Raw genomic sequence first — 26,569 nt, forward strand, 5'->3', positions numbered from 1 at the left:
CTCCCATTATAGCAAGTTTATCTTCAGGCGCCGACTTTATCTTTTTTGTTACCGCGCTTGGCGTTGCGATCAATATAATCAATAATCCGACCAGCCACATTGCGGCCCGTCACCTTTTCGATGCCAAATCCTGGACTAGCATTCACCTCCAGCACCAATGCACCACGACTTGAGCGCATAAAATCAACGCCGGCCACTACCAGGCCCATTGCCTTGGCGGCCTTAACGCACATCTTTTGTTCATCAGGCGTCAACTTGACGACCGTTCCCTCACCGCCTTTGTGTAAATTACTGCGAAAATCATCGTCCAAACTCTGCCGTTTCATGCTAGCCACCACTTGACTACCGACCACAAACGCCCGAATATCGGTGCCGGCCGACTCTTTGATAAATTCCTGCAACAGCACGTTTGTGCCGTCAGAATTGCTGAGATAAAACGCCTGCATGACCGACTTGGCGGCCTTGATCGTCTCGGCTAACACCACGCCATTGCCATGTGTCCCGCGCGCCAGCTTGATAATCGCCGGCGTACCGCCAATCTCATCCAGTAGCACATCGATGTCCGTTTCATTACGCGAGAACACCGTCTTCGGGATCGCCACACCAGCCCGCGCCAGTAACTGCGTCGAGCGCAGTTTATCCCGCGCCCGCGTAATGGCGATTGACCGATTCATAAAAAACGCCTGCGGATTCGCCATCTCTAGCTGCCGCAATACCGCCGTCCCGTAGCGCGTCATATAACTAGCAATCCGCGGGATGAGCACATCGAAATTACCGATCTCCTTACCACGATAAATAACTTTCGGATGCCGCTCATCAATTGACACGTAGCAATTTTTATACTTAATAACCTTAACTTGATGCCCGCGTTTTTCGGCCTCTTCTCTGAGTCGGAGGGTGGAGTAGTTGATGTTACCGTTACTGAGGATTGCAATATTCATATCATGCTCCCTTTACATGAAATATGTCATCTACAACAGCCAACGCATTTAGATGATTATGAACGATATAGACCACTGCGTCACCCTCAAGAGCTTCCTGTCGTGCAGCGTTAAGCGCTTCTCTATGATCGGTAATAACCTCCACCGGTACATTATTTGCCCTCGCAGATTCAGCAATTATATTTGGGACATCACCCACTTTTCGACCTTTATCCCCATCCTTACTAGCCATATCATAAATAAACAACTTATCATAAAAGCCTACAAAATAATCAGCCGACCTCTTGATGTGATCATCTCCCCTTGCATTATTCATACGCAGAACACCAATGACCCTACCATCCGCAGGTATACTATTGCGCGCAAATTCTGCGATCTGCTTAAGAGACTCACGCTCATGCGCAAAGTCAATAATTACCTTCGTTCCATTCGCAGCTTCTCGAATCACCATCCGTGCACCATTTGGATCCGGTATATACCCAGTCAGAGCATTGATCGCCCTCTGGAGTTGTGCTGGCTCGTCCTTGTAGAATCTCCATAAAGCAGACAATATGAACATTCCATTATACAGACTGGGTTGATGTTTCCCTTGGTAGAGCCATGGCATAGTTTCTATGTCGACGGACATGGACTCACGACCGTCGCTAAGAATTACTATTTTATTATCTTGAATCGTCGCAATATAGTCAGCCTCGAAATCACGACTCTTCCCAAGCGTGCATGCAACACGGATGACATCGTCGCTCGGTATCTGGCAAAGCTGTTCAGCTATCATGTCGTTGTCAGCATTATATATAGCAGTACCAGATGCAGCAATCTTATGCAGAATAAACGACGCCTTAGCATTTGCTAGCTCACGACGACTAGTTATCTTGCCTTCCTGCTTGATATGATCATCAAAAACATTAGTAAATATACCGATCTCATGACTAAAGTAAGCCAGGCCTTTATCATGGACCCCAACTGATGCCTCTAGCACGGCTATTGGTTTTTTTTGACCCCTTAGTGCTAAAAGAGCCTTACCTGGAGCGACAGCCGTACCAAGGCCAAATAAATCAGTAAAATCTTCTTTCGACATCAGCGGATCACCCCCTAGCATAATCCTATGCGTATCAACGCCGAGGACAGCTTCATCATGCACTGCATTTATTGCATAATGTAGTGCGCGCACACATGTAGTCTTTCCTTTGGTTCCAGCTATGGCAATAATCCGAGTTGTCTGTTTCACTTTTTGCCCTCTCTTCCTTTTATAAATTTTCTATGGAAATTATATGGATCACTCCGCAGTTCGTCGTTTAACCCGGTCTTTCTAGGTGATTGGAGCTTAATATTTTTTTTAGAAACATCAACAAGAAATTTTCCAGCTATAGTACGCCTGCCTATGAGGATCGGAAATTTTTGCTCTGAACGATTAGCTAGATAAAAGAGCGCACGAATCTTTCTACCAGCAACCACAACGGTAAGATGGGTGCGGTAACGTATCTGACATGTACTGTTACTACTCTTTATTTTTGCTACCCCAAAATCGGTACGCCGTAATAATCTTCCAGAATAATAGGGAGAACCTTTTCCGAAAAGTGTGAACTTCAATATACCATCTCTAGTAACTTTGATATTACTTGCCCATATGACGGACGCATCTGCCCCCGTGTCGATCTTTGCGGGTATATTACGGTACTTACCTACCGATACTTTCTCGGTCACGCCGACACTATCCACCAAGCAACCCCTTCAGGCCATTTGCCCAGGCTATCGCCTCTTTATCTGAGGTTATCTGCGGCGCGCGATTGACTTCTATCACATACGGGGTGCCATCGGGACTTATTATAATATCCACACCCGCCACACCAAGCCCTAAAACCCTAGCGGATTTCCTTGCAGTAACAAGTGCTGTCTCGAGACCTTCCATCGTATCTACTGGTGTAGATGTACCTCCGGCCGACTCATTATTAACATGACGACCCGCGGCAGCTCGTCTATGTTCAATATTAAATTCCTCACCAACCACCAGTATTCTATAATCACCATCATTTGGAATAAAATTCTGAAGCAAAAATCGCTTCTTAGGCCATGATGATATAATCGTTGCAATCTCGTCCACACTGTCTATCTTATAATTATCCTTACCGTGAGTCGCGTCCGTAGCTTTTAGGATCGCTGGCAAACCTACCTTATCAATATTTTTTGCCATGGCATGCGCTGATCCGAATAGTGTTGTCGGTACAAATATATCCTCAGCCCATAATTTCATCATTGTCGCCAACTTACGAGCCCTCAGGTACCCGCCAGACAAGCATTCATCAATAAAGGCAGTTCCGTGCTTTTGACAGTAAAGAGCAACAGCCAAGGCCTCCTCGTAATATACATTATCATTCTCAGCTACAGCCCGAAAAACTACTAAATCAAATTCTGAAACATCATGACCGCTGACAGTGTCGACTATACAGGTATTGTTACCATCTACACAGAAAAACAGGTCAGGGATTGTACTAATTACAACCGTAGCATCGACTAGACAAACTCCAACTCTATCAACTAGCGCTCTAAGGCGCCGGAGAGTGCCAGATCCTGCAGCAAGAATTAAGATTTTCATATCACCCGAATTATACGAAAAATAACACAATCTGTCAATATTAGCATAGAGCCTGCCACCTTTGCGATGGCTGCTTTTTAGAGATAGCTCCATCTACTTACTTGATTACTATCAATCCAACTACGAGAACAACCCCCGCTTCCTCGCACCATCAAACTGCTCCAGTAATTCACGCTGTTTCTTGCTCAGTTTGGTTGGCGTATCAACGATGACACCGACAATGTGCGGGCCGCGTTCATCGTTTCTCAAGTGCGGCACGCCGTGGCCTGATAGCTTAAAGTCTGTCCCCGACTGGGTGCCGGCTGGGATTTTCATCCGCACCGTACCGTCCACGGTCTCCACATCAATTTCCGTACCCAATGCCGCGTCAACCATTGAGATATGCTCTTCTGACAGAATAATGTCGCCTTCACGCGTGAACTTCTTATGGGCTTTGACGCGAATGTGAACGTATAGATCGCCACGTGGGCCGCCTTGAACAGCTTCACCGCGACCATGCAGGCGGATCGTCGCGCCATCGTCAATGCCAGCTGGGATCTTGACCGTAATCTCCTGGCGCTGGCGAGTTGTACCCTTGCCGCCACAGACTGAACAGTTTTGCTCTGGGATTTTGCCGCGGCCATGACAGGTTGGACAAGTGACTGCTTGCTGAATTTGTCCAAAAATCGAGTTCATGACGCGAGTCTGCTGACCAGAGCCCTTACAGTCCTCACAGGTCTTCAAGCTATGGCCCGGCTCGACGCCATCACCATGACAGTGTTCACATTCAGCATCGAGCGTTATGCTCAACTTCTTTTCTGTGCCAAACACCGCTTCCTCAAAGGTCAGCGTCACATTGGTTTCAACATCACGACCGCCCCGTGAACCAGTCGCGCCGCCACCAAAAAATTGGCTAAAAATATCGCCAAACATGCCGCCATCGCCACCAAAGTCAAACTGCACGTTTTGCCCGCCAAAGCCGCCAAATCCTTCGAATGGATTGCCGCCAAAGCCACCGCCTGCTGCACCGCCGACCCCAGCATGGCCAAACTGGTCGTAGCGCTGGCGCTTTTGCTTGTCTTTTAAGACTTCATATGCCTCGTTGACCTCTTTGAATTTGGCTTCATCGCCGCCTTCTTTGTCGGGGTGGTACTTCACCGCTGCCTTACGAAAAGCCTTCTTAATCTCATCCTCAGAAGCGGTTTTCGCCACACCTAATACTTCATAATAATCGCGCTTACTCATATGTGTTTATTATACGCTTTTAGCACTCGACATGCAAGAGTGCTAGCCTCGCCCGTGCTATACTTAAATATAGGAGGTGTTATGAAACAGACAGCAATTATCAATTCAGAAATCAAGGCTCGGTGCGCCGATCAAGAAGCAGTGCGTCACTATCTGCATGAACATGGCGCAGACTTTAAGGGGACTGACCATCAAATTGACACATATTTTGATGTACCCGAAGGACGCCTAAAGCTACGTCAAGGGCCGATCGAAAATAACCTTATCTTTTATCAGCGGGCGGACACCAACGGGCCGAAGCAATCGACCATCAACTTATCACCCGTGGCGCCGGACTCAAATATTGGCGAGGTGCTGACGGCGGCTCTCGGTGTACGGGTGGTTGTCGATAAGCAACGCGAGATTTACTTCATCGACAATGTCAAGTTTCATATCGATACCGTTAAGGGTCTCGGGAATTTTGTTGAAATTGAAGCTATCGATACCGACGGCGAACGAAACGCCGAGGAGCTGGAGCAGCAATGCTCACACTACATGCATGAACTTGGTATCAAGGCTATGGATTTAGTGGTTGGCTCGTATAGTGATTTGTTGGAGGGTGCGGCTCTTTCACATTAGCACAATTGACTGGCGGCGGTGTAAGCCTGTTGAGCCTATGAGAATATAACACTACCCCCGATAGAAAGGGGGTAGTTTATGTTATGAGCTGATACCGAAATTACTTCTCGTCAACCACCTCGCCTTCGACCGGCTCGTCCTTGTCAGACTTTTTGTCGTCTTTAGACTCGTCGGCTTTTTTATCATCGGCAGCTTGCTGGTACATTTTGGCGCCGATTGGCATGATGGTATCCTGCAGTGCTTTGGCTGCCGCCTCTAGCTCGTCTTTGTCGTCAGCGTCTTTGTGCTTTTCTGCTTCCTTGACCGCTTCGTCAATCGCTTTTTTGTCGTCGTCAGAAATCTTATCCTTAAACTCGTCTGGCATTTTCTTTGCCTGGTAGATGGCGTTTTCTAGCTGGTTTTTAGCGTCAACGGTTTCGCGCTTTTTCTTGTCCTCATCAGCGTGGAGTTCAGCTTCTTTCTGAGCTTTTTCGATATCTTCCTTGCTCATGTTGCCAGAGTTTTGGATGGTAATTGATTGCTCCTTGCCAGTGCCCTTGTCCCTGGCGGTGACGTTGAGGATACCATTCGCGTCAATATTGAACGTCACTTCAATCTGCGGCACGCCGCGTGGTGCTGGCGCGATACCGTCAAGTACAAAGCGGCCCAAGCTCTTGTTGTCATTGGCAAATTCGCGCTCACCTTGTAAGACGTGAATCTCCACTTGCGGCTGGTTGTCGGCAGCAGTCGAGAACACTTCGCTCTTGCTGGTTGGCACGGTCGTGTTACGCTCGATCAGTTTGGTCGACACGCCGCCCATCGTCTCAATACCGAGGCTCAGTGGTGTCACGTCCAGCAACAGCACATCCTTGACATCGCCAGCCAACACACCACCCTGAATGGCTGCACCGACAGCTACCACTTCGTCTGGGTTAACACCCTGCATTGGGTCTTTGCCGAACAGTTTCTTGACACGCTCAACCACTGCTGGCATCCGGGTCATACCGCCAACCATGACGATTTCATTGACATCAGATTTGGATAATTTAGCGTCTTTCAGCGCCTTTTCGACTGGCACATCGAGGCGATCTAACAAATCCTTCACCAAATCTTCCAATTTAGCCCGCGTTAGGCTCAACTCAAAGTGCTTTGGCCCGTCAGCATCAGCGGTGATAAACGGAATGTTAACTTCGTATTCAGTGACTGTCGATAGCTCCTTCTTGGCTTTTTCAGCTTCATCCTTCAGACGCTGCATAGCTGCATTGTCTTTGCATAGGTCGATGCCTTCTTTAGATTTAAAATCATCGAGGAAGTAATTAACAATGACGTTGTCAAAGTCCTCACCACCGAGGTGAGTGTCACCATTGGTCGCCTTCACTTCAAACACACCGTCGCCGAGCTCCAGGATGGAAACGTCGAAGGTACCACCACCGAGGTCAAACACCACGATGGTCTCGTCATTTTTGCCTTTTTCCAGGCCGTACGCCAGAGCAGCAGCCGTCGGCTCATTGATGATACGCTTAACTTCCAGGCCAGCAATTTTACCAGCGTCTTTGGTGGCCTGGCGCTGTGAATCGTCAAAGTAGGCTGGAACGGTGATGACTGCTTCGGTGACTTTTTCGCCGAGGAAGGCTTCGGCATCAGCCTTGATTTTGCCGAGGATCATGGCTGAGACTTCTTCTGGCGTGTATTCCTTGCCACCCATTTCCACGGCCACACCCGCACCCTTCTTGACGATCTTAAACGGCATAAGGCCACGGTCTTTTTGGACTTCTTTGTCATCAAACTTACGGCCAATAAAGCGTTTCACGCCGTAAATGGTGTTCTTTGGATTAGTCACACGCTGACGCTGCGCCACTTGTCCGACCAGGCGCTCGCCCTTTTTATTAATCGCTACCACTGACGGCGTGGTGCGGTTGCCCTCGGCATTAGCGATGACCTCTGGCTTGCCCGCCAACATATACGCAAAGGCACTGTTGGTCGTACCGAGGTCAATTCCGATAATTTTACCCATATGATTCCCCTTTCTTGTTTTGATCACATCTGGTTTTTCTTATATTCATTTTAGCACTCTTTATTCACGAGTGCCAACTATTTCAGTATAAATAATTAGCACTCTCATGTCAAGAGTGCTAATTCAGGTTTTTACTAGTTGCTAATTATTCCGCCGGTGCGGCGGCGTTTGGTTCGGTTTCCGCCTGTTCTGGCGCTGACGGTTGGCGCGTCACCTTAACCATCGCGTCGCGAATCACTGCGCCGTCCAGCGTATAGCCAGCGCGGAGCTCCTCGGCGATCACTTCTTTGTCGCCCTCTGCTTCTTCGTCAAATTGAATAGCTTGGTGCAGCTCGGGATTAAATAGCGTACCGGGTTTAGCGTCAATTTTCTCGAGGCCGATTTCTTTGAGTTGCTTATCGAGCTGTTTACCCAAACCAGCCACACCCTTCGCCCAGGCATTATCCTGTAATTCCTCTGGCACATTGGCAATCGCCCGCTCAATCGTATCAATTACCGGCAGCAGTTTCATCACGGACTTAGCCTGGCCCATTTGGTGCGCCGACTGTTTCTCTGTCTCTACACGCTTGCGATAATTCTCAAAATCCGCCCGCGTCCGCTGCAAATCCAACGTCAACTCGCCCAACTGCTGCTCCAAATCTTCAGTTTTCTTGGTCTTATTTTTCGTCATTTTTTCCTCCTTCTAAACGGCCAAAACGGCTCGTCGCCATATGTGCAGGGAAAGAACGCGATCATAGCCATGAAAATAATAATCAAAATAATCACCACTAGCCACGTTGGCAAGCCGCTCAGTAGTCCGCCAATCCATTCAGCCATTACAATACCTCCTCCAACATCGCACCGGTTCGCCTAACCAGCTCCATCGTTCGACGGTAATTCTGCCGCGTCGGACCGATCACGCCGATGTAACTATTATTACTAAACTTTGAACAAAACCTACTAATAATCAACGTTGCTCCAGAACTTTTACCAATCGGATTTTCGCTGCCGATAAACACATTGAGCGGGTGGTTCGGTGCCGCTTCACGTAGCCACGGCTCAATATTATCAATCAACCTGGCAATCGCTTGCACGTGATCACCCTCGACAAACTCCGGCTGGCTAAACAACTGCGTCATACCATTCATATATAGATGATCACCAAACGAGGCGAAACCAAAATTACCAGTCAATTCAACCAGGCTATCGACAGCACTACGAATCGCTCGATCAGACGTATCAACGTGCGAGTTAACATGCGCTTCGATCGCTCTCGCACTGCGATCGATGCCGCTCGGCAGCTCCGTCATCTGGGCATCGGTGATGCCATTGACGTACAACCGGTAGCCCTTATCCGTAGGAATTCGACCAGCGCTAGTATGCGGCGCTTCAATAAATCCCATCTCCTCGAGCTTGGCCATTTCGCTGCGAATCGTAGCGCTGGACACGCCAAACAACTTGGCTAGCGTCACGCTGCCAACTGGCGCCGCAATTTCGGCGTATTGCTCAATAATGGCAGCTAAAATCGCCTGTTGACGTTCGGTCATACTCCTATTATATCGCACATTTAGCACTCTTGCAAGGCGAGTGCTAATGCGACCTTGCCGCGCGCCTGGCTTGGCTACGCGCTCGCGTAAATCGCCTGGCAGCATCTGACGAAAACATCAGCACCGCTACAATATTCAGCCCAATGAACAGCAGCGTACTGGCTGTCGACCAGGTTATCTTGCCGATGGTCAACGTGAATGAATTAGCGATAACTGCCAGCCCGGATATCATCATCAATACCAGCCGCAATCGATTGCTACCGCTAAATGTCCGGCTCACCAGCACGATGGTCGTAATCACCCACACCACGCCAATGATAATCGACGAACCAATCAGCCAATTGGCAATCACCGCCGCGTCATTCACCTGACCATCCACCATCAGTTCAGCCACCGTCTGGCTATGAAATTGGTCAATCGCAAGTAACTCAACAACAGTGTTGATGATACTGACCGCCAGCGCCGCAAACATTGCCACCACGCCAAACGCAATCTGTGGCGGCCGCCGACTCCAAAATTGCTGTATCAATGTGTCGTGTGCTACTGGCATCACCTCGTGCGAAGTAGCATCGAGAATCACCTCGTCGCGCTCCTCTATCAATGACTTGTTGGCGCGCACTCGCCCGACCTCAAGCACTGGCAGATCACCATCGGTCTGAATGGTGTCGCCGCCGCCGTTGCGCGAATGATACCCGGTGGAAAAATCTTTCAAGGTGGTCACCTCGATCGAGGCGCGCGCTTTCAAAGCCGACTGGACGATATAATCCCGCTCAATGTCAGTATTCTCATCAATCTTATGAGTGATTTGCAGAGTAAATAGACTAAAACCGACACTTCTGTCGTACGTGCCCGCCGCCAGCCAGTCCACTCGGTGACCGCCCGGCAGCAGCCAGCCTTGTGGACAACGCCAGAAACGCACGTGATGGCGCTTGCCGGGATTGCCATCAACCTCCTGCTGGTAGGTAAAGTCCTGCCGCCGACCAAATAAAAACAGTGATGAGACCGGCGCCTGCGGATAGCTACGCCGCGTCAATATTGCCACCATCATCCGCCATGATGAACGCACGGTTATTTCCTCCGCTAACGTCCAGCCAGCCGCGGTCATCGCTTGATGGACCTGTGCCTCCGAGCCGCGCAAGGCTAGATTAACTGGATCACCCAGCAGTCCGTCCGCCGTCCGTGTCCGCCCGATGAAATAATTCGGTACGTACAAGCTGCTCAGGATACGATGCAGCCGCGGCAGTGCCAGGTAAGCCGTAATCAGCCACACCACCACAAACAGCCCAACCATCCACCAGCCGCCCGAATGCCAACCCTCGCGCCACACGAGCCACGCCAGCCAGAACGACGCCGCACCGGCTAATAAGAAAAAGATCTGGTCAAGCAACCCCGACAACGACCAAAACGGTCGTCTCAGCGAAAACGACGACTTCTTCGTCGCCATCTAGACTGCGTCCTCACCCATCAAATAATCAAGAAGGTCCCGCGCTATCAACCGCGCCTCGTCATCACGCCGATTGAACACGTCACCGCGCTCAATAATTTCGCCGCAAACTCGCACCGCTCGGCTCAAATCATCATTGATAATCACGTGGTAATACGGCACCTCCAGCGCGTGACTGAGCTCGGCGATGGCCGACTGGCGGCGCTTCGGCCAGGCCGTTTGAAATTCTGCTTCCGTCGCGTACCGCTGCTTCAATCGCTCCAGCCATGTCGGATAATCCGGCGGCACGATAAAGATAGCGATACAACCCGGCGCCAATTGCTCATACTCAGCCACACCCTGTACGTCAATATCAGTGATCGCCGTTTGCTGATGGTCGTGCGCTAACTGCAGCTCGGCTGTCGAGGTACCATACACCTTGCCGTGGACGAACTTGGCCTCAATGAACTGATGGTGCTCGAGCATGGTCAGTGCGGTTGCTTGATCAATAAAATGATAATCGACGCCGTCGCGCTCTGGCTGACCGTTATTTGCCCGTGGCTCCCGCGTGGTGTGCGACACGATATCACGAAATGACGGCGATCGCAACAACCGTCTTTTGATCGTATCCTTGCCCGCGCCGGAAATACCGGTCAGTAGCGCAATTTTAGTATCTCGCACCAGCGCTACGGCCGCTTCGGTCGGCTGGTATTCCCTGATGACACGTTCAAGATCTGACATATGAGTATTATACCAGATTATTGCCTAAGCTTCCGGGAGCAGCTGCGACTTCTTATCTATGTACCATGTCCATCGCCCGAATATGCGGCGGACGATGCGTTAGCTGAGGGCGACGAGACGGCACAGCGATGTGAGCACGGGAATGAGCGGTGGCTTGCGGGTGAGTCAGCTCCTTTGGCTGTGGCGGTAATTTTGGCTGGGTTAGCAGTTGGTGCGGCTGGGATAGTGGGCGCTTGACGGTCGATTGCGCGCCAGTGCGTGGTGCGTCAGCACGAGGTGCGGCCGCTGCAGGATTGAGCGGGCGAGTCGGGCTCGGAGTCTGAGATGAAAGCGGCGGCTTCGTCAGCGGCGGGTGCGGCGGATGTGACGAGAGCGGTTTGACCGGCTGAGCTTTAACGGAAGAAAGTTTATTGAGCGGACGCTTGGCCGGAGCTGGCACCGAAGTAGTGGGCTTGATCAGTGAAGCGCGTGACGGTGAGAGGGCGTGCTTCGGCGGCTGAGGCTTGACGGACGGCTTGGTAAATGATGCACTTCGCGAGCGCTGGACGCCACGCGGCGGCATAATGTCATGAAAGACTGCTGGTTTTTTAGGGTGAGGTTTAGCCGGTGGATTGAGAGCGGGAGTCTTTTGAGGAGCGGCAGAACGCGAGCGAGGTAACTGAGTAGCGGGTTGCGGCGACACGACGCGAGATGCAGCCGAAGGACGAGCCGGCTGCGCGGCTACAGTTTGCCGTTGAATACTATGACGCCGAGCCGGAGCGGAGTGAGGAGAACGTGGCGCGGGTGATGTGGGAGATGCGGCGGGTACTGAAGTAGCCACCGGGCGCTGACGCGACACTGATGCTTCCGCGTCAACATCTGACACCTCGCCCTTACGACGGTTGCCGAGCCGAGCTTTTTTGAATAGCTTCATCAACTTCATCAGCGCCACCCCATCCTTTGGGAGATGTCGATACCGAAAATGATTACGGTCAGCTGGTCGATATGACTCTCCTTCCTCTGATTGATTCTGTCACCATTATACTGGTTATGCTCGGTGATTTCAAGCAGCGCGCCGCCGAGCTGCTAGAGCAACTCGTCCAGTACTGATTGCCAATCAGGAAACTGCGGAGTACCGAAATGAATGTGCCAGCCAACAAACTCAGCAGCACCCCTGGCCGTCCGATCATCGATCAAGATATCACCGCGGCTCAGCTGTTTGACCGACGAAAAAATAACTTTACGAAAGAAAATATTCTCCGGCCCATCGCCGCCAAAATACTGTTTCACCCACGCCAGCTTATCGCCTAGCGCCGTCGGATTTTCCCATGGCGATGACGACAGGATGTATAAATCATACTTTTCTTTCAAAGCGTCTACCGCCTCAAGAGCACCTGGCATCGGATCCATCAATGCAAAAACACCCGGAATATTGTCATACTCACCCGCAAACTTCTCAAGCATCTCAGGCGGAACCTTCGTCAAGGCCGACGTAAAGTCCACCAGCACGCCGTCCATATCAAGATAGATAATTGGTTTCTTATTTTCGTTCATCTTTACCTCTGCCAGTGAAAGATGAAAAATCACGATATGCTACATTTTTCTTCTTCGGTGCATAGCCTTTTCTGCGATGAACAAAACCATTCTGGCGAGCACGCTTTAAAGCTTCAAGTGTTGGAAACATGACCACTTCGCTCCATTCGTTTGGCAATTGACGCTGTAGAACGGCAAATTTAGGATTAATGTCTCTCACTACTACAGCCAAGATGGTCTTCATGCCTAAACAGCTCGCCAATGTTGTCCGATGCATCCCATCAACAAGCAGTAGGCCCTCATGCTCATATTCTTCAACGATAGGCGGAAGCATCACTCCAGCCCCTTTTTTCTCATCTATGATGATTCCCCCTTTCTCCATCCGCAGTGTGTCTTCACCGGCTTCAAGAGTTGCTCTACGCAACCACCATTGATTCTCTACCCCCGATCCGATTGCATAATATTGGGTTGGTCTGAGACCACTAATTTTAACTTCCTCAACTGAAATATTGCTATCAGCATAAGGGCGCTCATTCTTATTAGCCAACGTTGAGGCCTGATACAGGTTATCAATTAGCCATTCTTGCGGCTTAAATCCTTTTACTCTCACTAATCTCTCCTCAACATTATTGTAAACGCTTCTGACGGAATGTCAACCTTGCCGAAGCGTTTCATACGTTTTTTGCCGCGGGCTTGTTTGGCGAGGAGCTTCTTCTTACGACTGACGTCGCCGCCGTAGAGATAGCCGGTGACGTCTTTGCGGTAGGCGCCGATGTTTTCGCGAGCGATGAATTTGCCGCCAATCGCCGCCTGCAATGCCACTTCAAAGCTCTGGCGTGGCACCACCTCTTTGAGCTTTTTGACGATCTCCCGGCCCAAGCCTGGCGCCTCCGAGCGGTGGCACATCACACTGAGTGCATCGACCATTTCGCCCGCCACATAGAAATCAACGCGCACCAAATCCTCCGGCTGATAGCCCGCTAGCTCATAGTTAAACGAGCCGTAGCCACTGGTCACCGACTTCAATTGATCATAAAAATCCGTCAGCAGATTTGCCAGCGGTGCCGTAAAGGAAATCAGCGCCCGCTCATCGATGTAGCTGAGGTTTTTCTGCCGACCACGCTTGGTGACAATCAGCTGAATCACTGCACCGATGTAGTCCTGCGGTACCACAATTTCGCCATCAATCCACGGCTCACGAACCTCGGTGATTTGTGCTGGATCGGGCAATTCGCTGGCTGACTTGATATCCAGCTCCTCGCCGTTAGTTAAACTGACCTGATAATCCGTGCTCGGATTGGTGACGATGAGGTCCAGATTATACTCACGTTCCAGCCGCTCACGAATGATGTCCATGTGTAATAAACCTAGGAAACCAATCCGCACACCATAGCCCAGCACTGGCGAATTCTCCGGCTCAAACTGCAGCGCCGAATCGCTCAGACTCAGCTTTTCAATAGCCTCTTTCAGGTCATTATAATCTTCGTTAGACACCGGAAAAAAGCCCGCGTAGACGAAGGGTTTAACTTCTTTGTAGCCGGGGAGGGGCTGGACGGTAATATGAGACATTTACTTGGATTATTATACCATCAATTGCTAGATGATATAATGCCGCCGCTCGCTTACTTCTGATGCAAGTGAACTGAGACCAAAATAATCTTGAATAAACTCTTGGGAATACTCATCTAAGTCGGTCAGTCGACCATACAATTTAACACCACGACACTCACCCTTATCTGATGGTACTGTGTAAGCATTTGGTCGCGCATATGCAACGACTAGTGCTGGGTGGGGTGTTTTACTGGTAAACCGTTCGCCGATAGTCTGCTGAATGGCGGAACAATCTTCTGGTTGAGTCTGCAAAGGGCTTGCACCAGCAGCAATGTCACGTGCTACATTGTACGCATATAAATGAAAATCTGCGAAATGGACGCCATCAGCACCAAACTGAAAGGTGCGATTACCCCGTGAAAGCTCCAGCGCCAATCGTGCCAAACTCAAGCCACGCCAATACTTATAACCCTCTCTCTCTGAATCTGGGACTACATCATAGACAACAGACTCTCCTATATCATTTCTCAAGCGATTAAAATTCAGTTGACTCATGGTCTTAATTTTATCATAATATTATTTATTTGTCAATCATAACTATTGGTGGTTCAGTGATCGATTTGATATTACGTGCTTCGCCATTTGTTAAACTCACTGAGCAACTAGTGCTGGTAGTACTGGGCTGGACAGTGATTGATTCGGATATAACTCAGTAATCTTATCATTGAGCGCCCTGGCGAATTTTCTCAAGCATTGCACCAATCTTCGCCTGTTGCTCGGGGCTGTAGAAATAGCCTAACGCTTTACTCATACCACCGCCTTTCCCCTTAGCACGGTATCGTGACGGCTGTCCAAAATTGGGGTCGTTCCTTATTAAACTATCAACTACCCTATCAAATCGAGGGGCGCTACAATGTAACTCACGCATGATCTCTTTTTTTACTCGATACCCTTCAGGAGCCGACTTCGTATAGCCTTCACTTCTGAGATACTTACCTATCTTATCAACTTGCTCCGGTGACAAGCCTTCACGAATTCTCACCTGACCACTTTCAGCGACAAATCTATAGATTTCACGCTGTAGGTTCAGTGAATCTATGGCATCTCTCACCAATTTCAAACTCACCCCAAGGCGCTTTGTTGCCGTACTTATCATGACATATCCCTCTGGTGATGGAGGCGCAAATAACCCATTCTCCTGTGCTTTTCTCATAATCATTGCCTGCTGCTCCGGACTATAGAACTCGTAGACTCGAAAGTAACCATCAGATAGCGCACTGACTTCTTTAAGCTCTACTACTATCTTCGCCATGGTCATATCTCACACATGTAGCTTCTTAGCAAGGTCGGGAAAGCCAAGGATCATACGCTTAGTAGTGGCACATGCGCTTATATCATATCCCCAATTGGTGAACGGAAGTAGAGCGTCCAAAACGTCACGTCTGGAGGCCCAATCTGTACCCAAACACATTTTAACGCCGCCGTATACCGGTTCATCTTTGTCCTGGCTATCTTACACTGGCCCCGTGACCTGTATATTCTGCTATAGTTTACTGGATTTGTGTGTGTCGTACTTGGCTTCACCATTGTCATTCCAAAAGACAGCACGGCAGCCCTCACGATACCTACCATAAATAATCCTGCCTTTTTCATATACCTTCTTTCTAATATTATACGACAGCACCGACTACACAAAACATAAGCTATTATTGTCAAGCAAGGCTTGGTTGGCCGCAAGCTTTAAAACTCTCTTTTCAGCGATCAGGCCACGCCATAGCTTACATTGGTTCACTGACAAATTACTTATGAAAGCGCCAGCTCGCCAATACGCTTCCAAAACTGACGCAGAGCCTTGACGTCTACGCCTTCAACATCGTGGCTTGAAAGCACATCATGCCACGTACTCATCACAGCTCCATCATCTAGTAGACGGTACTTACTGAGCACCAAACCATGCGGCAGCCATGCCATGCTTATGACATCATCGTCGGCACATGGATTTTCCAATATATCACGAGAGCAATCATATGTATCAACAATATTTCCTGGATCAATTGCTCCATAGTGCTTCCACTCTCCATAGCACAAATCAAAACCTAGTGGCAGAAGAGCCATTTCCACGCCCTCTTCCACCTCATCTCTAGATGTCCGCATCTTCTCTACAAATAAATCCAGCGCTTGACGAGCAAGGATATCGAGCCAATCCGCCCCAAACATCATCGAGTCGAAATACGCGTCAATTTTTCTACAATCTTCTTTACTAAGGTTATTCGGGTCGGTTTTGGCAGTATGCACCGTATCGTTTAAGTCATGAGGCGTGACGAGCATGGTGTCTATTATTTTTAGCTGTGGATCTATAGATAACATTTTTGCGCCATAGTGATAGGCATTTCTCAGATAAAGGCTCGAAAATACGAACTGGTCAAGACCAAAATGGCGATCAAGCCCGTATGTATTAGTTCTACAGCCTGATAACCGACTACTTGGCAGTATCCCCCTCTCCATGAACCGCCCAGGGAAATCACCTGAGTCAGTATAGTGAAAAAGTGGCAATTGCTCAAGACATGCTCGTATCTCCTGAACAGCTAGCTGCTGGCCCCCTGATAAATCTCTCTGACTCTCCGGATGATTATGAAAGTTATCGCGCAATCGACCAGCATCAACATATTGCGCCATTCTTTCTGGCAGAACAAGCGCCTCGCTAGATGACACGCCGCCAATCCTTCTGGATCTTAAAACTGAGAAAGCTCATACAAAAACCTGCCAGCATCATAGTAAATCAAATTATAGCATAGCGCTTACTTTTTGTCAAATAAACTACCTGCTAGTCAAGTCAGCTGGTACGGAAGACTTATCCCGCTGGCACACTCTCTTGATCGTGTACTTCTCGAAATATGCTTCCACCACGTTGACCAAACTTTATCCCAGCCCTTTTCGCGACACGTATCCGCGGGGTGCTTTTGCAATTCAGTTAGGCCAATTGTTTGTGGATTCATGGTTTACTCCTCGGTTATAAAAGCTACATCACTTCTACAGTACTGCATCCAGCAAATCCTTCAACTCCTTGCCGTCAAAACAAAAGTAAGCTGCGCCTTGATACGCGCCGCTATCATTAACTGATTTTTATCCTCAAATATTTTTCGTACCAGCAGCGACAAAAATCACCCCTGCTCACCATGTTCAACTTCACGCTCGCCAACATTTTTTGCTCCGATTGTTTTATCTTTGAGAAAGACAATCTCGTCATCATACTTACGCTTAGTACTATCGAGCTGCTCCATGCGCCATAATCATAGTTTATTCTACTATCTTAGGCGCCTGATCTACTGCGCCTTCGGCAAAAAACCACGCGCCACGAGCGCCTGCCAAGCCGTGTCCGCCGAGGGAGATAACGGCTGAGGCGTCGAAAATCCCTTGGTAGGATAGGTCTTTATCCGCTCATAATCACCCAGCATCAACGTCAGCATCATGGCGGCACTGCCATAAGTTGCCTCGTATAGGCGATAATATGCTTCTACTGTTGTCGGCTGACTAGTTACATACAGTCGCGGCCGCGGATACGGCCACTGAGCCTCGGCAGTTGCCAAAAATCGACGCGTCATATACGGTTTATGGATTAAAATGATATCCTTAGCCTGGATTGCCGCCCCCGCCAGCAACTGAGCCGAACGAGTGATATTTTCGCCGGTATTAGCAGCGTGGTGTTCAAACAGGATTGCCGAGTTCGGCACCGCCAAACATTGGAGCTGTCGCCCCAGCAGCGTTGCTTCGGTTTCTGTTGCCCCATGATAGGGATTAGCAAATCCTGACACCACGATCCGTTGACTCACTCCCGCATGATATAGCTCGGCCGCTCGCTCAGCGCTATCAATCATAGATCCCGCGCCACCGATCACGATAGCATCCGCCCGCGCCGGTAGCCGACTCTCAACGCAAAGATATTCCCACAGCACGTGAAGATGGTGCCAGTCTTGATCAGTGAGAGCTAGCTGGCTACGCGGCATGTATACGCTCTCGAGACTTTTTCAGTGTCACTGTATCACCCACCCGTGCTTCGCGCGTGGTTTTCAAGTTAGTGACGAGCAGATCCAGATTATACTCGCGCTCCAGCCGCTCACGAATGATATCCATGTGAAGTAAGCCAAGGAAGCCAATCCGCACGCCATAACCCAGCACTGGCGAATTTTCCGGCTCAAACTGCAGCGCCGAATCGCTCAGGCTCAACTTCTCGATTGCCTCCTTGAGATCATTATAATCTTCGTTGGAAACCGGGAAAAAGCCCGCGTAGACGAAGGGTTTGACTTCTTTGTAGCCGGGGAGGGGCTGGATGGCGATATTTTCAGTCATAACTATGTGTTATTATATCAGCTCAGTGTTTTTGTATAAACGCACAGTAAATCGCTTCTTGCACACTCACTTATTCTCGGCGAATTATTCCTTACATACTGCGGTCTAATTTATAACTGCTCAAAAATCTTATGAGCTTGATTCCTGCCAATAGTCTGGACCAATTCAGCGTAGCTCATCCACCGACCGCGTTTAGTTTTGTCGCGGCGATGATCGTTTTCATCGGTAACGTCGCCCGTAACTATCGCATCGACATTGCGCCAGACGATCCAAGGCGTGTCATCGCTTATAAAACTATAGTCCAGATGGACACGATTTTCGTTGATTAATTTGTAATCTGACGACGAAAATCCACGCGCGTACAACTCGCGGAGGATAACATCTGCTAGCTCGGCAAAGTTATCAGCAGTGACATACAAAAAGTCATCATATTCTTCACCGAGTTCGTATGATCGTCCATTCATAAACATACAATACGAATCATCGTCGACAACTTTTTCGTCCAGCCACACGCGGCGGTCGCGTGTTATCGGAATCACGCGGCATCTAATTTTCTCTGTAAAGTTTTTGAAGTTACTCATAATTGCCAACAACAGATATATCAATACCTATTTCGTGCATTTTATTACATCTGCACCTTTCAATAATAGTATATATTATTTCCACTGCCGCGTCTGGTTGATCTTGTGCTTCTCAAAATACACTTCCGCCAAATTGACGTCAAACCGATTTGCCAATTCCATCAAATAATTCAACACGTCCGCAAACTCCTCGCGCAGATTGTCGTGATTGTCAGGCTTTTTCTCACCCTTAAATCCCGTCTCTTTGCGAATTGCTTTCGCCAACTCACCAACTTCCTCGGTAAACAATAAGAATACTTCGGTAACAGAATTTTTATCCCATCCTTTTTCTTTACACGTTTGATCGAGGTGTTTTTGTAATTCAGTTAAGCTTATTGTTTGTGGATTCATGGTTTCTCCTTCTTTAATCTTAATTAACTTACACTTGATGGAATATAAACATAGCAAGTCGCTAAACTAGACGACCCCCGTGAAACATCCAGGGTTAACTGCTTGACCTCTATACCCGCAGTCTGCAATTTATCTACCCAATCTGTTGGAATTAGCAATATACTACCCTCCCGAGTAACCCGTCTCATCTCATTTATTGAATCTACCAACAAATCGCACCCGCCAGAACAATTTTTACCATACGGAGGATCAGTAACAATATAATCTATAGTCTTATCTTCAAACGGTAGTATTCGTACGTCACTAGCTATGGGTTCTTTAATAATAGAGCGACTAGGCTTATACCAAGATGGTAAATCATCAAACAATAATTCCCACATTTTGCGATTTAATTTAGGAGCATAAAACTTGCCTAGCCCCTCTAGCTCTCTACCGTCTTCATAAGACAAGTCAGTCGTATACACCTCTTTAGGGATCTCTCGTGAAGCTAGTAAATTAACCAACGTTCCTGCGCCAGCAAAAGGATCAAGGATAGTTTTATCTTTTAGCAAAGTGCTAAATATAGGCCAAGCTTCGGCTATTTTATAGTGTTCTGGAGTCCATCGCTGAGACCTATTGTCTACAGATAAATTGCCACCATGATCAATAAAAAATCTTGGAGTATGTTTCATCATCAAGCTCGACCATCCGTCGATGACAGTATCTTTTATATCATGCCGGATAGACGAGATTGCGGTATCAGCCACCATAATACTAAGTCTATCTATCTTATACTTTATGCTCTCAAAGTTATATCTAAAATGGTTATCATCTGCTGGATGAACCTTACTCCCCAATGTGTCTCTAGCGATTTGCAGGTCTCGCACAGTTTTCCAAAGAGCCTCCAGTTCCCAGTCTGGCACACCTTGCTTATCGTTCTCGCCAGACACAACAAGACCTACAGCCTCATGATAAGATAATTCTCCTGAATTAATTTTATGAGTTCGATTAGGCCGCCGACCTTGGTCTCTACTCTCCATCCGTGAACGCATTACAGAATCATGAGTTGCTCTTTCTTGTATAAGCACATATCGAGCTAATAGGCCTCTTAAACTATCACGGTTCAATACCGTCTCAGGAAAAGATTGCCCGGTCTCACGTTGAGTTATCCTTTTAGCGCTAATCAGCGGGTGACTTGTCAGGTCTACAGTAACTATCTCTCTATCGGTAGGTTCTATATACCTAAGTCCAGCTATAGTTGCTAGCTTACCATCAATGACACAAGTCCTGTCTTCTGGGAGATTTTGATAAAACTGAGCATCAAAGGCCTCAGGGTCCTTAACCTGACTTAATTTCTCTTTAAGCTGCTCTTCTGTCTCTACACCAAGTGTCTGTCGAATAGATTGACCAATATTGACAACATACACCTCACCCCCCCCATCTACGCCGCGACACCCTTCTGCTATAGCGCGGGTCATAGTACTGCTGCCGCAACCAGGCAATTCTGCTGACACCAGAAAAATCTCCTTTGATTCTTTCATATCGAGTATACTAGCATGTTTTATCTTTACAATCAAACACTAGCTATTTACCTATTTAGTAAATTTTATTGACGGAAATTTATTCATCATCAATTACAGATTACAGTATTTACTTAAGGTTACCGTATCACCCACCCGCGCCTCGCGCGTAGTCTTCAGGTTAGTGACGATGTAGCCGATTTCACCGGTATCAAGCGATGGGTCGGGGATCATGCTAGGACTGAGATGGCCGACTTCTAGTGCCAAACCATTGGCGCCAGTTGCCATCATGTGAATCGCTTCACCCTTTTTAATCTGGCCGTCAACCACTCGGACGTACAAAATCACCCCGCGGTAATCATCATAATAACTGTCAAAAATCAGCGCCCGCGTCGGGTCATCTGGCTGACCAGTCGGTGCTGGAATTCGCTCAACAATTGCCTCCAAAACCTGATCAACATTCTGGCCAGTTTTGGCTGAGATGTGAATAATTTCGCTTTCATCGCAGCCCAGCAAATTGATCACCTGCTTGGATACGCGCGGTACATCAGCGGCGGGTAAATCAACCTTGTTGAGCACCGGGATAATCGTGAGGTCCTGCTCCATCGCCAGATACACATTCGCCAGCGTCTGCGCCTGAATGCCCTGGCTGGCGTCAACCACCAACACTGCACCCTCGCAGGCTTGCAACGAGCGACTAACTTCGTAGCTAAAATCGACATGGCCAGGTGTGTCGATGAGATTGAGGTCGTAGACAGTTGACTGAACCAGCCCATTCACGCCAACATCTGCACAAGCCCGAGAATCAGACTGCGCTAAGCGGATAGTAGTCGATGGGGTAGCGCCCGCTTCTGAAGAAATCTCTGATTTTTCAGAAGAAGGGGCGGATCGACTGGCAGGACCCGCGTCTAGCGACCGACGTGAAGACGCTGCAAGAGTCTTCGACGATGGGAGCGGTGATGTGCCACTCACTTTCACCTCCTGATATTCATATTTCATCCGCACCGGCGCCAACTTAATAGTAATCCCTTTCTCGCGCTCCAAATCCATACTATCCAGCAGCTGCGATTTCATCTCGCGCTTCTCCACCGTCCCCGTCATCTCCATCATCCGGTCCGCCAGCGTCGACTTGCCGTGGTCGATGTGGGCGATGATGCAAAAATTGCGAATACTAGTCAGCGGTTTCATCAGCGCCTCAACTTGCTCATATCAAATCGCGAAAACAGCAGCCGTTTAATTCGTGCCAAGACCGGGTCGATTTCTGGCAGCTTTAACCACTTGGACAATGCACCGTACACGACAAAATTGAAAATCGTGATCGCCCCAAACTTGGGCAGCGCCCCTAAAAAGCTGTCATCCGACGCCCGGAACGGAATTACCAACACGCTGACGTAGCACGCCACCGCTAGCGGCACCGCGGCTAACGCCATCTTGGCGACCGCTTTGACAAACGTCGCATCAAACAGCTGTGGCATGCGCCGCCCTAAAATGACGCACAAAATCACCACCTCGACAAAGGCCACGACCGACTGTGCCCACGCCAGACCATACGGGCCAAGTTTCACGTAGTAGCCAAGTATCACCGCCAGCGCCACATTCAGCACAATCGCAAAAATCGACACATACATCGGCGTCTTGGTGTCCTGCTGCGCATAAAATCCGCGCGCCACCATGTGGTATACCGTCCTGAATAAAATCGCCATTACCAAACAGCCGAGAATGTTCGCCATGACCGGATCGCCATTATTATTGATAAAGTGCACCACGTAGCCACGGGCGAAAAATGTCACCACACAAATCGGGATAATCATCCAGATCACCGTCCTGAGAAATGACCGCAAGTCTCTGCGAAATAGATCCGGCCGCTCTGAGGCAAGGCGTTCAGTTAGCTGCGGAAAGGCAGCGTTGGAAATAGCGACACCAATGAGGTTGATCGGCATCATGTGTAGCGTCAAGGCTTGATTATAACGACGAATGACACCGTCCCCCATCCGCGACGCCAAGTTGACTTCGGCCAGACTAACCACATAATCCATCCCCTGATCAATCGAGCGGGCTGGTAGCAGCGACAAAACTTTGCGGAAGCCGTGATTACGCCAATAAATCTTGAAATCATAATCAAAACCGAGGCCGATCAATCCAACCGCACTGACGATGAGCTGCAGCACCGACCCGAGCACCACGCCGAGCGCCACGCCCATAATGCCACCATCAAAGATCTGCCAACCGAACAGATTAATGCCATTGGTAAACCATAGCGTACCGATGATAATCCCGACATTGTACAGCATCGGCGCCAGCGCATAGAAGGTGAAGCGACCGACCGCTTGCTGGATACTAGCGATCACCGCTGCCACCGCAAAGATCAGCGGATTTACCGCGATCACTCGCATCATACTGACTGCCAATGCGTGACCAGCCTCGCTCAGCCCTGGCGCGATCAGATATTTCATCAGCGGATCAGCAAAAATGATGATTAGAACACTCGTTACCAGCGTCACCAATGCCATCAAATTAATCATGCTCGAGCTAATTTGCCAGGCTGACTGCTTGTTGCCCTTGATCCATCGTTCATTAAACACCGGGATGAAAGTGACGCTCAGCGCCCCCGACACTAGAATCGCAAACATAAAATCCGGCACCATGAACGCTGCCGTATAGGCATCCAGCCCGACCGGATAGCCAGCCAAGTGAGCCTTCTCGTTCGGGAAATACGCCGCATTCAAAAAGCGATCGCGCAGCAGCCCTAGCAGGCTCGACAGCAACATCGAGCTCGCCAAAATCGTGGCGGCTAACTTGACCGTCAGCCGCTGATTGATCTTATTGACAACGTTACGAACACGCCCCATAACAATTTATGCGTGCAATTTTGCTTCCTTTGGCAGTTTCGTTCCTGAAAGAATCTCGTCCACCGCCGCTTCCTCCAAGGTTTCGTCTTTGAGCAGTGCCTCAGCCAATTTATCGAGGAACGGACGATTGGCTTTAAGCACCAGCATCGCCCGTTGTTTGGCCTCGGTGATCAGCTGCGACACTTCCTGATCGATCAGTTTAGCAGTCTCATCCGAGTACGGCCGCTCGCGGGTCATCTTATCAAACATCAGCCCGCCGTTGTCTTCGTGAAATACTTGGTCGCGTAGGCCCTTACCCATACCCTGCTCGATGATCATATCACGGGCAATCTCGGTGGCTTTACGCAGGTCTGAGCCAGCGCCGGTGGTGATACCATCATCACCGTAGATAATCTGCTCGGCAATTCGGCCGCCCATGGCCCGAGCCAAGATATCCTTGAACTCATAGACGTTGGTGTAGCTCTTATCCTCTGGCGGTAGGAACCAGGTTACACCGCCAGTGCCGCCGCGCGGAATAATCGTCACCTTGTGAACTGGGTCGGAGTCTGGCAAGACGTGACCAACAATGGCGTGGCCAGCTTCATGATACGCCGTCAATTCCTTCTCGTGGTCATTCATCACCTTGGCTTTGCGCTCTGGGCCGATAGCCACCCGCTCGAACGCCTCGGTCAACTCCTCGTTGGTAATTTTCTTCTTGTTACGGCGTGCAGCGATAATTGCTGCTTCATTGGCGATATTAGCGAGATCCGCCCCCGATGAGCCAGCTGTCTTGGCGGCCAATTTATCGAGGTCAACTGTCTCGTCGGTTGGCTTTTTCTTGAAATGAACTTTCAGAATCGCCTCGCGGTCTTTGCGCTCCGGCAGGGTAATTGTCACTCGCCGATCAAACCGACCCGGCCGCAGCAATGCTGGGTCCAGCACGTCCGCTCGGTTGGTCGCCGCTAGCACGATCACATTAGTGTCGCCGTCAAAGCCATCCATTTCCACTAGAATCTGGTTCAAGGTCTGCTCGCGCTCATCGTGTCCGCCACCCATACCCGAGCCGCGCTTGCGGCCCACCGCGTCAATCTCGTCGATAAAGATGATGCACGGCGCATTTTTCTTGGCCTTTGAAAAGAGATCACGCACCCGGCTGGCACCAACACCGACAAACATCTCGACAAACTCCGAGCCAGAAATTGAGAAGAACGGCACGCCCGCCTCGCCAGCCACCGCCCGCGCCAGCATGGTTTTACCGGTACCCGGATTACCGACTAGCAAGACGCCCTTCGGGATCTTAGCACCCAGCTCCTTGTATTTTTTCGGGTGCTTTAAGAAATCGACGACTTCTTGCAGGTCCTGCTTGGCATTATCATTGCCGGCGATATCCTCAAACAGCACCTTCTCTTTGTCCTCGCCGTACAGCCGCGCCTTTGATTTGCCAAAGCCCATCGCTTGGTTATTCTGCCCCTGCGCCTGGCGCATCATGAACATGAAGAAGATCACGATGATCACCACCGGTACGATCATCACTGTCAGGTTCCACAGCACCTCACCGGTTTGCGATGGCGGCAGAACGTTAATTTCGACCTTGGCGTCCTTGTTCAAACCTTGCTCATAAATCGTACTACCGGATTCCTTGACTGATTTCTCGGTCGGCTGTTTTTGGCCTTTGGGAGTAATTTTCAGATCATTGCCCTGAATATCAATCTTGGCAATTTCCCCGGCATTTGCCCGTCGCACTACATCGGTCAATGCCACATTCTTCAAGTTGCTATTTGGTGACAGCGCCGCGTACACTGCCAGCCCAAGAAAAACAATGATTGCCCAAAACAGTCCCAGCCGAGCAACCTGCCCGACCCCTTTCTTAGTATTCTTTGGCGTCTTTCCTGCCATACGTCACATAATCCTTTCTCTTTCGTCCTAGCGAGTCACTCGTTTTATTGTAACACTTTTTACGGATAATTTCACCCGCACGCTGGCGGTTGGCTGCCACACCGTTCCTGCTCGGCCAGTTTTGATGGCGATCAACAGTCGATCCAGCTGTGCTGAGAGCAGCGACACGCCAGTCAGTCGCTGCACTTCTCGGTGGAGCAGCTCGCGCGCCGGCTCAATTGGGATATGCGCCCAAAAATAACGACTGCTGAGGCGTGGCGACAACCGCAGCGTCTCTTGGTCAATCTCTCGGCATAACTGCCGCTGCTGGTGCCATAACTGACCAAGCGCCGCCCGCTGCTGATCAGTCAATTTCATATGAAGCTGCCGACGCAGCTGATTACGCAGATAAGCATTTGACTGATTCGTCGCGTCCTCCACCCACTCCAGCCGGTGGCGCAGTGCATAATCATATATGTCTTGCTTTGTCCATTCCGATAGCGGCCGCTCAATCCGCTGATCGCCCATAGCCGCCAAGCCCCGCCAGCGCGTACCACGCCGCAGATTGAGTGCTATCGTCTCAATCACGTCATCCTGGTGATGGGCCGTCGTCACGCGCCCGCCCCAGCGTGCCGCCGCATTAAAGAGAAATTGATACCGCCGCTGGCGCGCCGTATCCTCACTGGCTGCCGCGCCCAATTCTTCACGCCTGGTAACATATGGCACATTATACCGGCTCGCGAGCCCCACCACGAACCGCGCATCAGCCGCCGATTCTGCCCGAATTCCATGATCAAAGTGAGCCACCACTACCTCGTCCTGCCCATGCCGCAATACGCTGTCGAGGAGTACCACGCTGTCCACCCCACCCGATACCGCAATCAGTCGCTTCATGAGGATATTATGACACAGCCTATAGTCTATTGT

At 49.6% G+C, this 26,569-nt stretch carries 25 protein-coding genes and 3 pseudogenes; 1 reads left to right on the top strand and 27 read right to left on the bottom strand.

What is annotated here, in order from left to right; genetic code table 11:
- Positions 1-23: 23 nt before the first annotated feature.
- Genes FBF29_03880 through dnaJ form a run of 5 tightly spaced genes read right to left on the bottom strand, consistent with a single transcriptional unit; the run spans position 24 to position 4,758 of the window.
- Positions 24-941, bottom strand: coding sequence for a RimK family alpha-L-glutamate ligase (locus tag FBF29_03880; GenBank protein ID QJU07808.1), 918 nt, complete (start codon positions 939-941; stop codon positions 24-26).
- A 1-nt stretch (position 942) separates the two neighbouring features.
- Complete coding sequence (locus FBF29_03885) at positions 943-2,196, bottom strand: hypothetical protein (protein ID QJU07809.1); 1,254 nt, start codon at positions 2,194-2,196, stop codon at positions 943-945.
- The gene (locus tag FBF29_03890; GenBank protein ID QJU07810.1) at positions 2,166-2,663 is read right to left on the bottom strand and encodes an ATP-dependent zinc protease; all 498 of its coding nucleotides are present in this window, start codon (positions 2,661-2,663) and stop codon (positions 2,166-2,168) included. The genes FBF29_03885 and FBF29_03890 overlap by 31 nt, the downstream gene beginning before the upstream one ends.
- Positions 2,653-3,627 (bottom strand): ATP-grasp domain-containing protein, encoded by a 975-nt coding sequence (locus tag FBF29_03895; GenBank protein ID QJU07811.1) that lies wholly within the window; start codon positions 3,625-3,627, stop codon positions 2,653-2,655. The genes FBF29_03890 and FBF29_03895 overlap by 11 nt, the downstream gene beginning before the upstream one ends.
- A 27-nt stretch (positions 3,628-3,654) precedes the next feature.
- Positions 3,655-4,758 carry a molecular chaperone DnaJ gene (dnaJ, locus tag FBF29_03900; GenBank protein ID QJU07812.1) on the bottom strand — a complete coding sequence of 368 codons (1,104 nt, stop codon included), beginning with the start codon at positions 4,756-4,758 and terminating at the stop codon, positions 3,655-3,657.
- A gap of 81 nt (positions 4,759-4,839) precedes the next feature.
- On the opposite strand from dnaJ, the gene FBF29_03905 reads away from it, so the two are divergent.
- Positions 4,840-5,376, top strand: a complete 537-nt coding sequence (locus tag FBF29_03905) for a CYTH domain-containing protein (protein QJU07813.1) — start codon at positions 4,840-4,842, stop codon at positions 5,374-5,376.
- A 100-nt stretch (positions 5,377-5,476) separates the two neighbouring features.
- Here the strand turns inward: FBF29_03905 and dnaK are convergent, their stop codons facing one another.
- From dnaK to tilS, 22 genes and pseudogenes are all read right to left on the bottom strand, one after another.
- Positions 5,477-7,369 (bottom strand): molecular chaperone DnaK, encoded by a 1,893-nt coding sequence (gene dnaK, locus FBF29_03910; protein ID QJU07814.1) that lies wholly within the window; start codon positions 7,367-7,369, stop codon positions 5,477-5,479.
- 145 nt (positions 7,370-7,514) lie between these two features.
- Positions 7,515-8,039 (bottom strand): nucleotide exchange factor GrpE, encoded by a 525-nt coding sequence (locus FBF29_03915; GenBank protein QJU07815.1) that lies wholly within the window; start codon positions 8,037-8,039, stop codon positions 7,515-7,517.
- A gap of 145 nt (positions 8,040-8,184) precedes the next feature.
- A complete protein-coding gene (locus FBF29_03920) occupies positions 8,185-8,895 on the bottom strand; it encodes a transcriptional regulator (protein QJU07816.1) in 711 nt (236 codons plus the stop codon).
- A 43-nt stretch (positions 8,896-8,938) separates the two neighbouring features.
- A complete protein-coding gene (locus FBF29_03925; protein QJU07817.1) occupies positions 8,939-10,339 on the bottom strand; it encodes a hypothetical protein in 1,401 nt (466 codons plus the stop codon).
- Positions 10,340-11,059 (bottom strand): hypothetical protein, encoded by a 720-nt coding sequence (locus FBF29_03930; protein ID QJU07818.1) that lies wholly within the window; start codon positions 11,057-11,059, stop codon positions 10,340-10,342.
- A 52-nt stretch (positions 11,060-11,111) separates the two neighbouring features.
- Positions 11,112-11,621 carry a hypothetical protein gene (locus tag FBF29_03935; GenBank protein ID QJU07819.1) on the bottom strand — a complete coding sequence of 170 codons (510 nt, stop codon included), beginning with the start codon at positions 11,619-11,621 and terminating at the stop codon, positions 11,112-11,114.
- Positions 11,622-12,124: 503 nt separating this feature from the next.
- The gene (locus FBF29_03940) at positions 12,125-12,592 is read right to left on the bottom strand and encodes a hypothetical protein (GenBank protein QJU07820.1); all 468 of its coding nucleotides are present in this window, start codon (positions 12,590-12,592) and stop codon (positions 12,125-12,127) included.
- Positions 12,579-13,181 (bottom strand): hypothetical protein, encoded by a 603-nt coding sequence (locus FBF29_03945; protein ID QJU07821.1) that lies wholly within the window; start codon positions 13,179-13,181, stop codon positions 12,579-12,581. The genes FBF29_03940 and FBF29_03945 overlap by 14 nt, the downstream gene beginning before the upstream one ends.
- Positions 13,181-14,140, bottom strand: a complete 960-nt coding sequence (locus tag FBF29_03950; GenBank protein ID QJU07822.1) for a GTP-binding protein LepA — start codon at positions 14,138-14,140, stop codon at positions 13,181-13,183. Before FBF29_03950 ends, FBF29_03945 begins: the two co-directional genes overlap by 1 nt.
- A gap of 27 nt (positions 14,141-14,167) precedes the next feature.
- Positions 14,168-14,677: a hypothetical protein gene (locus FBF29_03955; protein QJU07823.1), complete on the bottom strand. Its 510-nt coding sequence runs from the start codon at positions 14,675-14,677 to the stop codon at positions 14,168-14,170.
- A 166-nt stretch (positions 14,678-14,843) separates the two neighbouring features.
- Positions 14,844-15,440, bottom strand: a complete 597-nt coding sequence (locus FBF29_03960; protein QJU07824.1) for a hypothetical protein — start codon at positions 15,438-15,440, stop codon at positions 14,844-14,846.
- A 485-nt stretch (positions 15,441-15,925) separates the two neighbouring features.
- Positions 15,926-16,834, bottom strand: coding sequence for a hypothetical protein (locus tag FBF29_03965; protein QJU07825.1), 909 nt, complete (start codon positions 16,832-16,834; stop codon positions 15,926-15,928).
- A 611-nt stretch (positions 16,835-17,445) separates the two neighbouring features.
- On the bottom strand, positions 17,446-18,126 hold the full coding sequence (locus FBF29_03970) for a YdcF family protein (protein ID QJU07826.1): 681 nt from the start codon (positions 18,124-18,126) through the stop codon (positions 17,446-17,448).
- Positions 18,127-18,193: 67 nt separating this feature from the next.
- Positions 18,194-18,469: pseudogene (locus FBF29_03975) on the bottom strand (GTP-binding protein LepA).
- Between the two features lie 110 nt (positions 18,470-18,579).
- The gene (locus FBF29_03980; protein QJU07827.1) at positions 18,580-19,008 is read right to left on the bottom strand and encodes a hypothetical protein; all 429 of its coding nucleotides are present in this window, start codon (positions 19,006-19,008) and stop codon (positions 18,580-18,582) included.
- Positions 19,009-19,125: 117 nt separating this feature from the next.
- Positions 19,126-19,440, bottom strand: coding sequence for an RS21-C6 protein (locus tag FBF29_03985; protein QJU07828.1), 315 nt, complete (start codon positions 19,438-19,440; stop codon positions 19,126-19,128).
- 23 nt (positions 19,441-19,463) lie between these two features.
- A complete protein-coding gene (locus tag FBF29_03990; GenBank protein QJU07829.1) occupies positions 19,464-20,960 on the bottom strand; it encodes a hypothetical protein in 1,497 nt (498 codons plus the stop codon).
- 93 nt (positions 20,961-21,053) lie between these two features.
- Positions 21,054-21,686: pseudogene (locus FBF29_03995) on the bottom strand (GTP-binding protein).
- A gap of 240 nt (positions 21,687-21,926) precedes the next feature.
- Positions 21,927-22,127 (bottom strand): annotated as a pseudogene (locus tag FBF29_04000) (GTP-binding protein LepA).
- Positions 22,127-23,758, bottom strand: a complete 1,632-nt coding sequence (gene murJ, locus FBF29_04005; protein ID QJU07966.1) for a murein biosynthesis integral membrane protein MurJ — start codon at positions 23,756-23,758, stop codon at positions 22,127-22,129. The pseudogene FBF29_04000 and the gene murJ overlap by 1 nt, the downstream one beginning before the upstream one ends.
- Before the next feature lie 36 nt (positions 23,759-23,794).
- Positions 23,795-25,663 carry an ATP-dependent zinc metalloprotease FtsH gene (hflB, locus tag FBF29_04010; protein QJU07830.1) on the bottom strand — a complete coding sequence of 623 codons (1,869 nt, stop codon included), beginning with the start codon at positions 25,661-25,663 and terminating at the stop codon, positions 23,795-23,797.
- Positions 25,664-25,690: 27 nt separating this feature from the next.
- Positions 25,691-26,536, bottom strand: a complete 846-nt coding sequence (tilS, locus tag FBF29_04015) for a tRNA lysidine(34) synthetase TilS (protein ID QJU07831.1) — start codon at positions 26,534-26,536, stop codon at positions 25,691-25,693.
- Positions 26,537-26,569: the final 33 nt, after the last annotated feature.

This window comes from Candidatus Saccharibacteria bacterium oral taxon 488 (assembly GCA_013099015.1).
In the GTDB taxonomy this organism is placed as follows: Bacteria; Patescibacteriota; Saccharimonadia; order Saccharimonadales; family Saccharimonadaceae; genus Nanosynbacter.

Coding starts and splice junctions, on each gene's coding strand:
- dnaJ (QJU07812.1), bottom strand. CDS start 4,758: ATGAGTAAGCGCGATTATTATGAAGTATTAGGTGTGGCGAAAACCGCT.
- FBF29_03930 (QJU07818.1), bottom strand. CDS start 11,059: ATGTCAGATCTTGAACGTGTCATCAGGGAATACCAGCCGACCGAAGCG.
- FBF29_03935 (QJU07819.1), bottom strand. CDS start 11,621: ATGCCGCCGCGTGGCGTCCAGCGCTCGCGAAGTGCATCATTTACCAAG.
- FBF29_03990 (QJU07829.1), bottom strand. CDS start 20,960: ATGAAAGAATCAAAGGAGATTTTTCTGGTGTCAGCAGAATTGCCTGGT.
- tilS (QJU07831.1), bottom strand. CDS start 26,536: ATGAAGCGACTGATTGCGGTATCGGGTGGGGTGGACAGCGTGGTACTC.
- dnaK (QJU07814.1), bottom strand. CDS start 7,369: ATGGGTAAAATTATCGGAATTGACCTCGGTACGACCAACAGTGCCTTT.
- FBF29_03940 (QJU07820.1), bottom strand. CDS start 12,592: ATGAACGAAAATAAGAAACCAATTATCTATCTTGATATGGACGGCGTG.
- FBF29_03970 (QJU07826.1), bottom strand. CDS start 18,126: ATGCCGCGTAGCCAGCTAGCTCTCACTGATCAAGACTGGCACCATCTT.
- FBF29_03920 (QJU07816.1), bottom strand. CDS start 8,895: ATGACCGAACGTCAACAGGCGATTTTAGCTGCCATTATTGAGCAATAC.
- FBF29_03915 (QJU07815.1), bottom strand. CDS start 8,039: ATGACGAAAAATAAGACCAAGAAAACTGAAGATTTGGAGCAGCAGTTG.
- FBF29_03905 (QJU07813.1), top strand. CDS start 4,840: ATGAAACAGACAGCAATTATCAATTCAGAAATCAAGGCTCGGTGCGCC.
- FBF29_03960 (QJU07824.1), bottom strand. CDS start 15,440: ATGACCATGGCGAAGATAGTAGTAGAGCTTAAAGAAGTCAGTGCGCTA.
- FBF29_03925 (QJU07817.1), bottom strand. CDS start 10,339: ATGGCGACGAAGAAGTCGTCGTTTTCGCTGAGACGACCGTTTTGGTCG.
- FBF29_03895 (QJU07811.1), bottom strand. CDS start 3,627: ATGGAGCTATCTCTAAAAAGCAGCCATCGCAAAGGTGGCAGGCTCTAT.
- FBF29_03950 (QJU07822.1), bottom strand. CDS start 14,140: ATGTCTCATATTACCGTCCAGCCCCTCCCCGGCTACAAAGAAGTTAAA.
- FBF29_03955 (QJU07823.1), bottom strand. CDS start 14,677: ATGAGTCAACTGAATTTTAATCGCTTGAGAAATGATATAGGAGAGTCT.
- hflB (QJU07830.1), bottom strand. CDS start 25,663: ATGGCAGGAAAGACGCCAAAGAATACTAAGAAAGGGGTCGGGCAGGTT.
- FBF29_03985 (QJU07828.1), bottom strand. CDS start 19,440: ATGAATCCACAAACAATAAGCTTAACTGAATTACAAAAACACCTCGAT.
- FBF29_03880 (QJU07808.1), bottom strand. CDS start 941: ATGAATATTGCAATCCTCAGTAACGGTAACATCAACTACTCCACCCTC.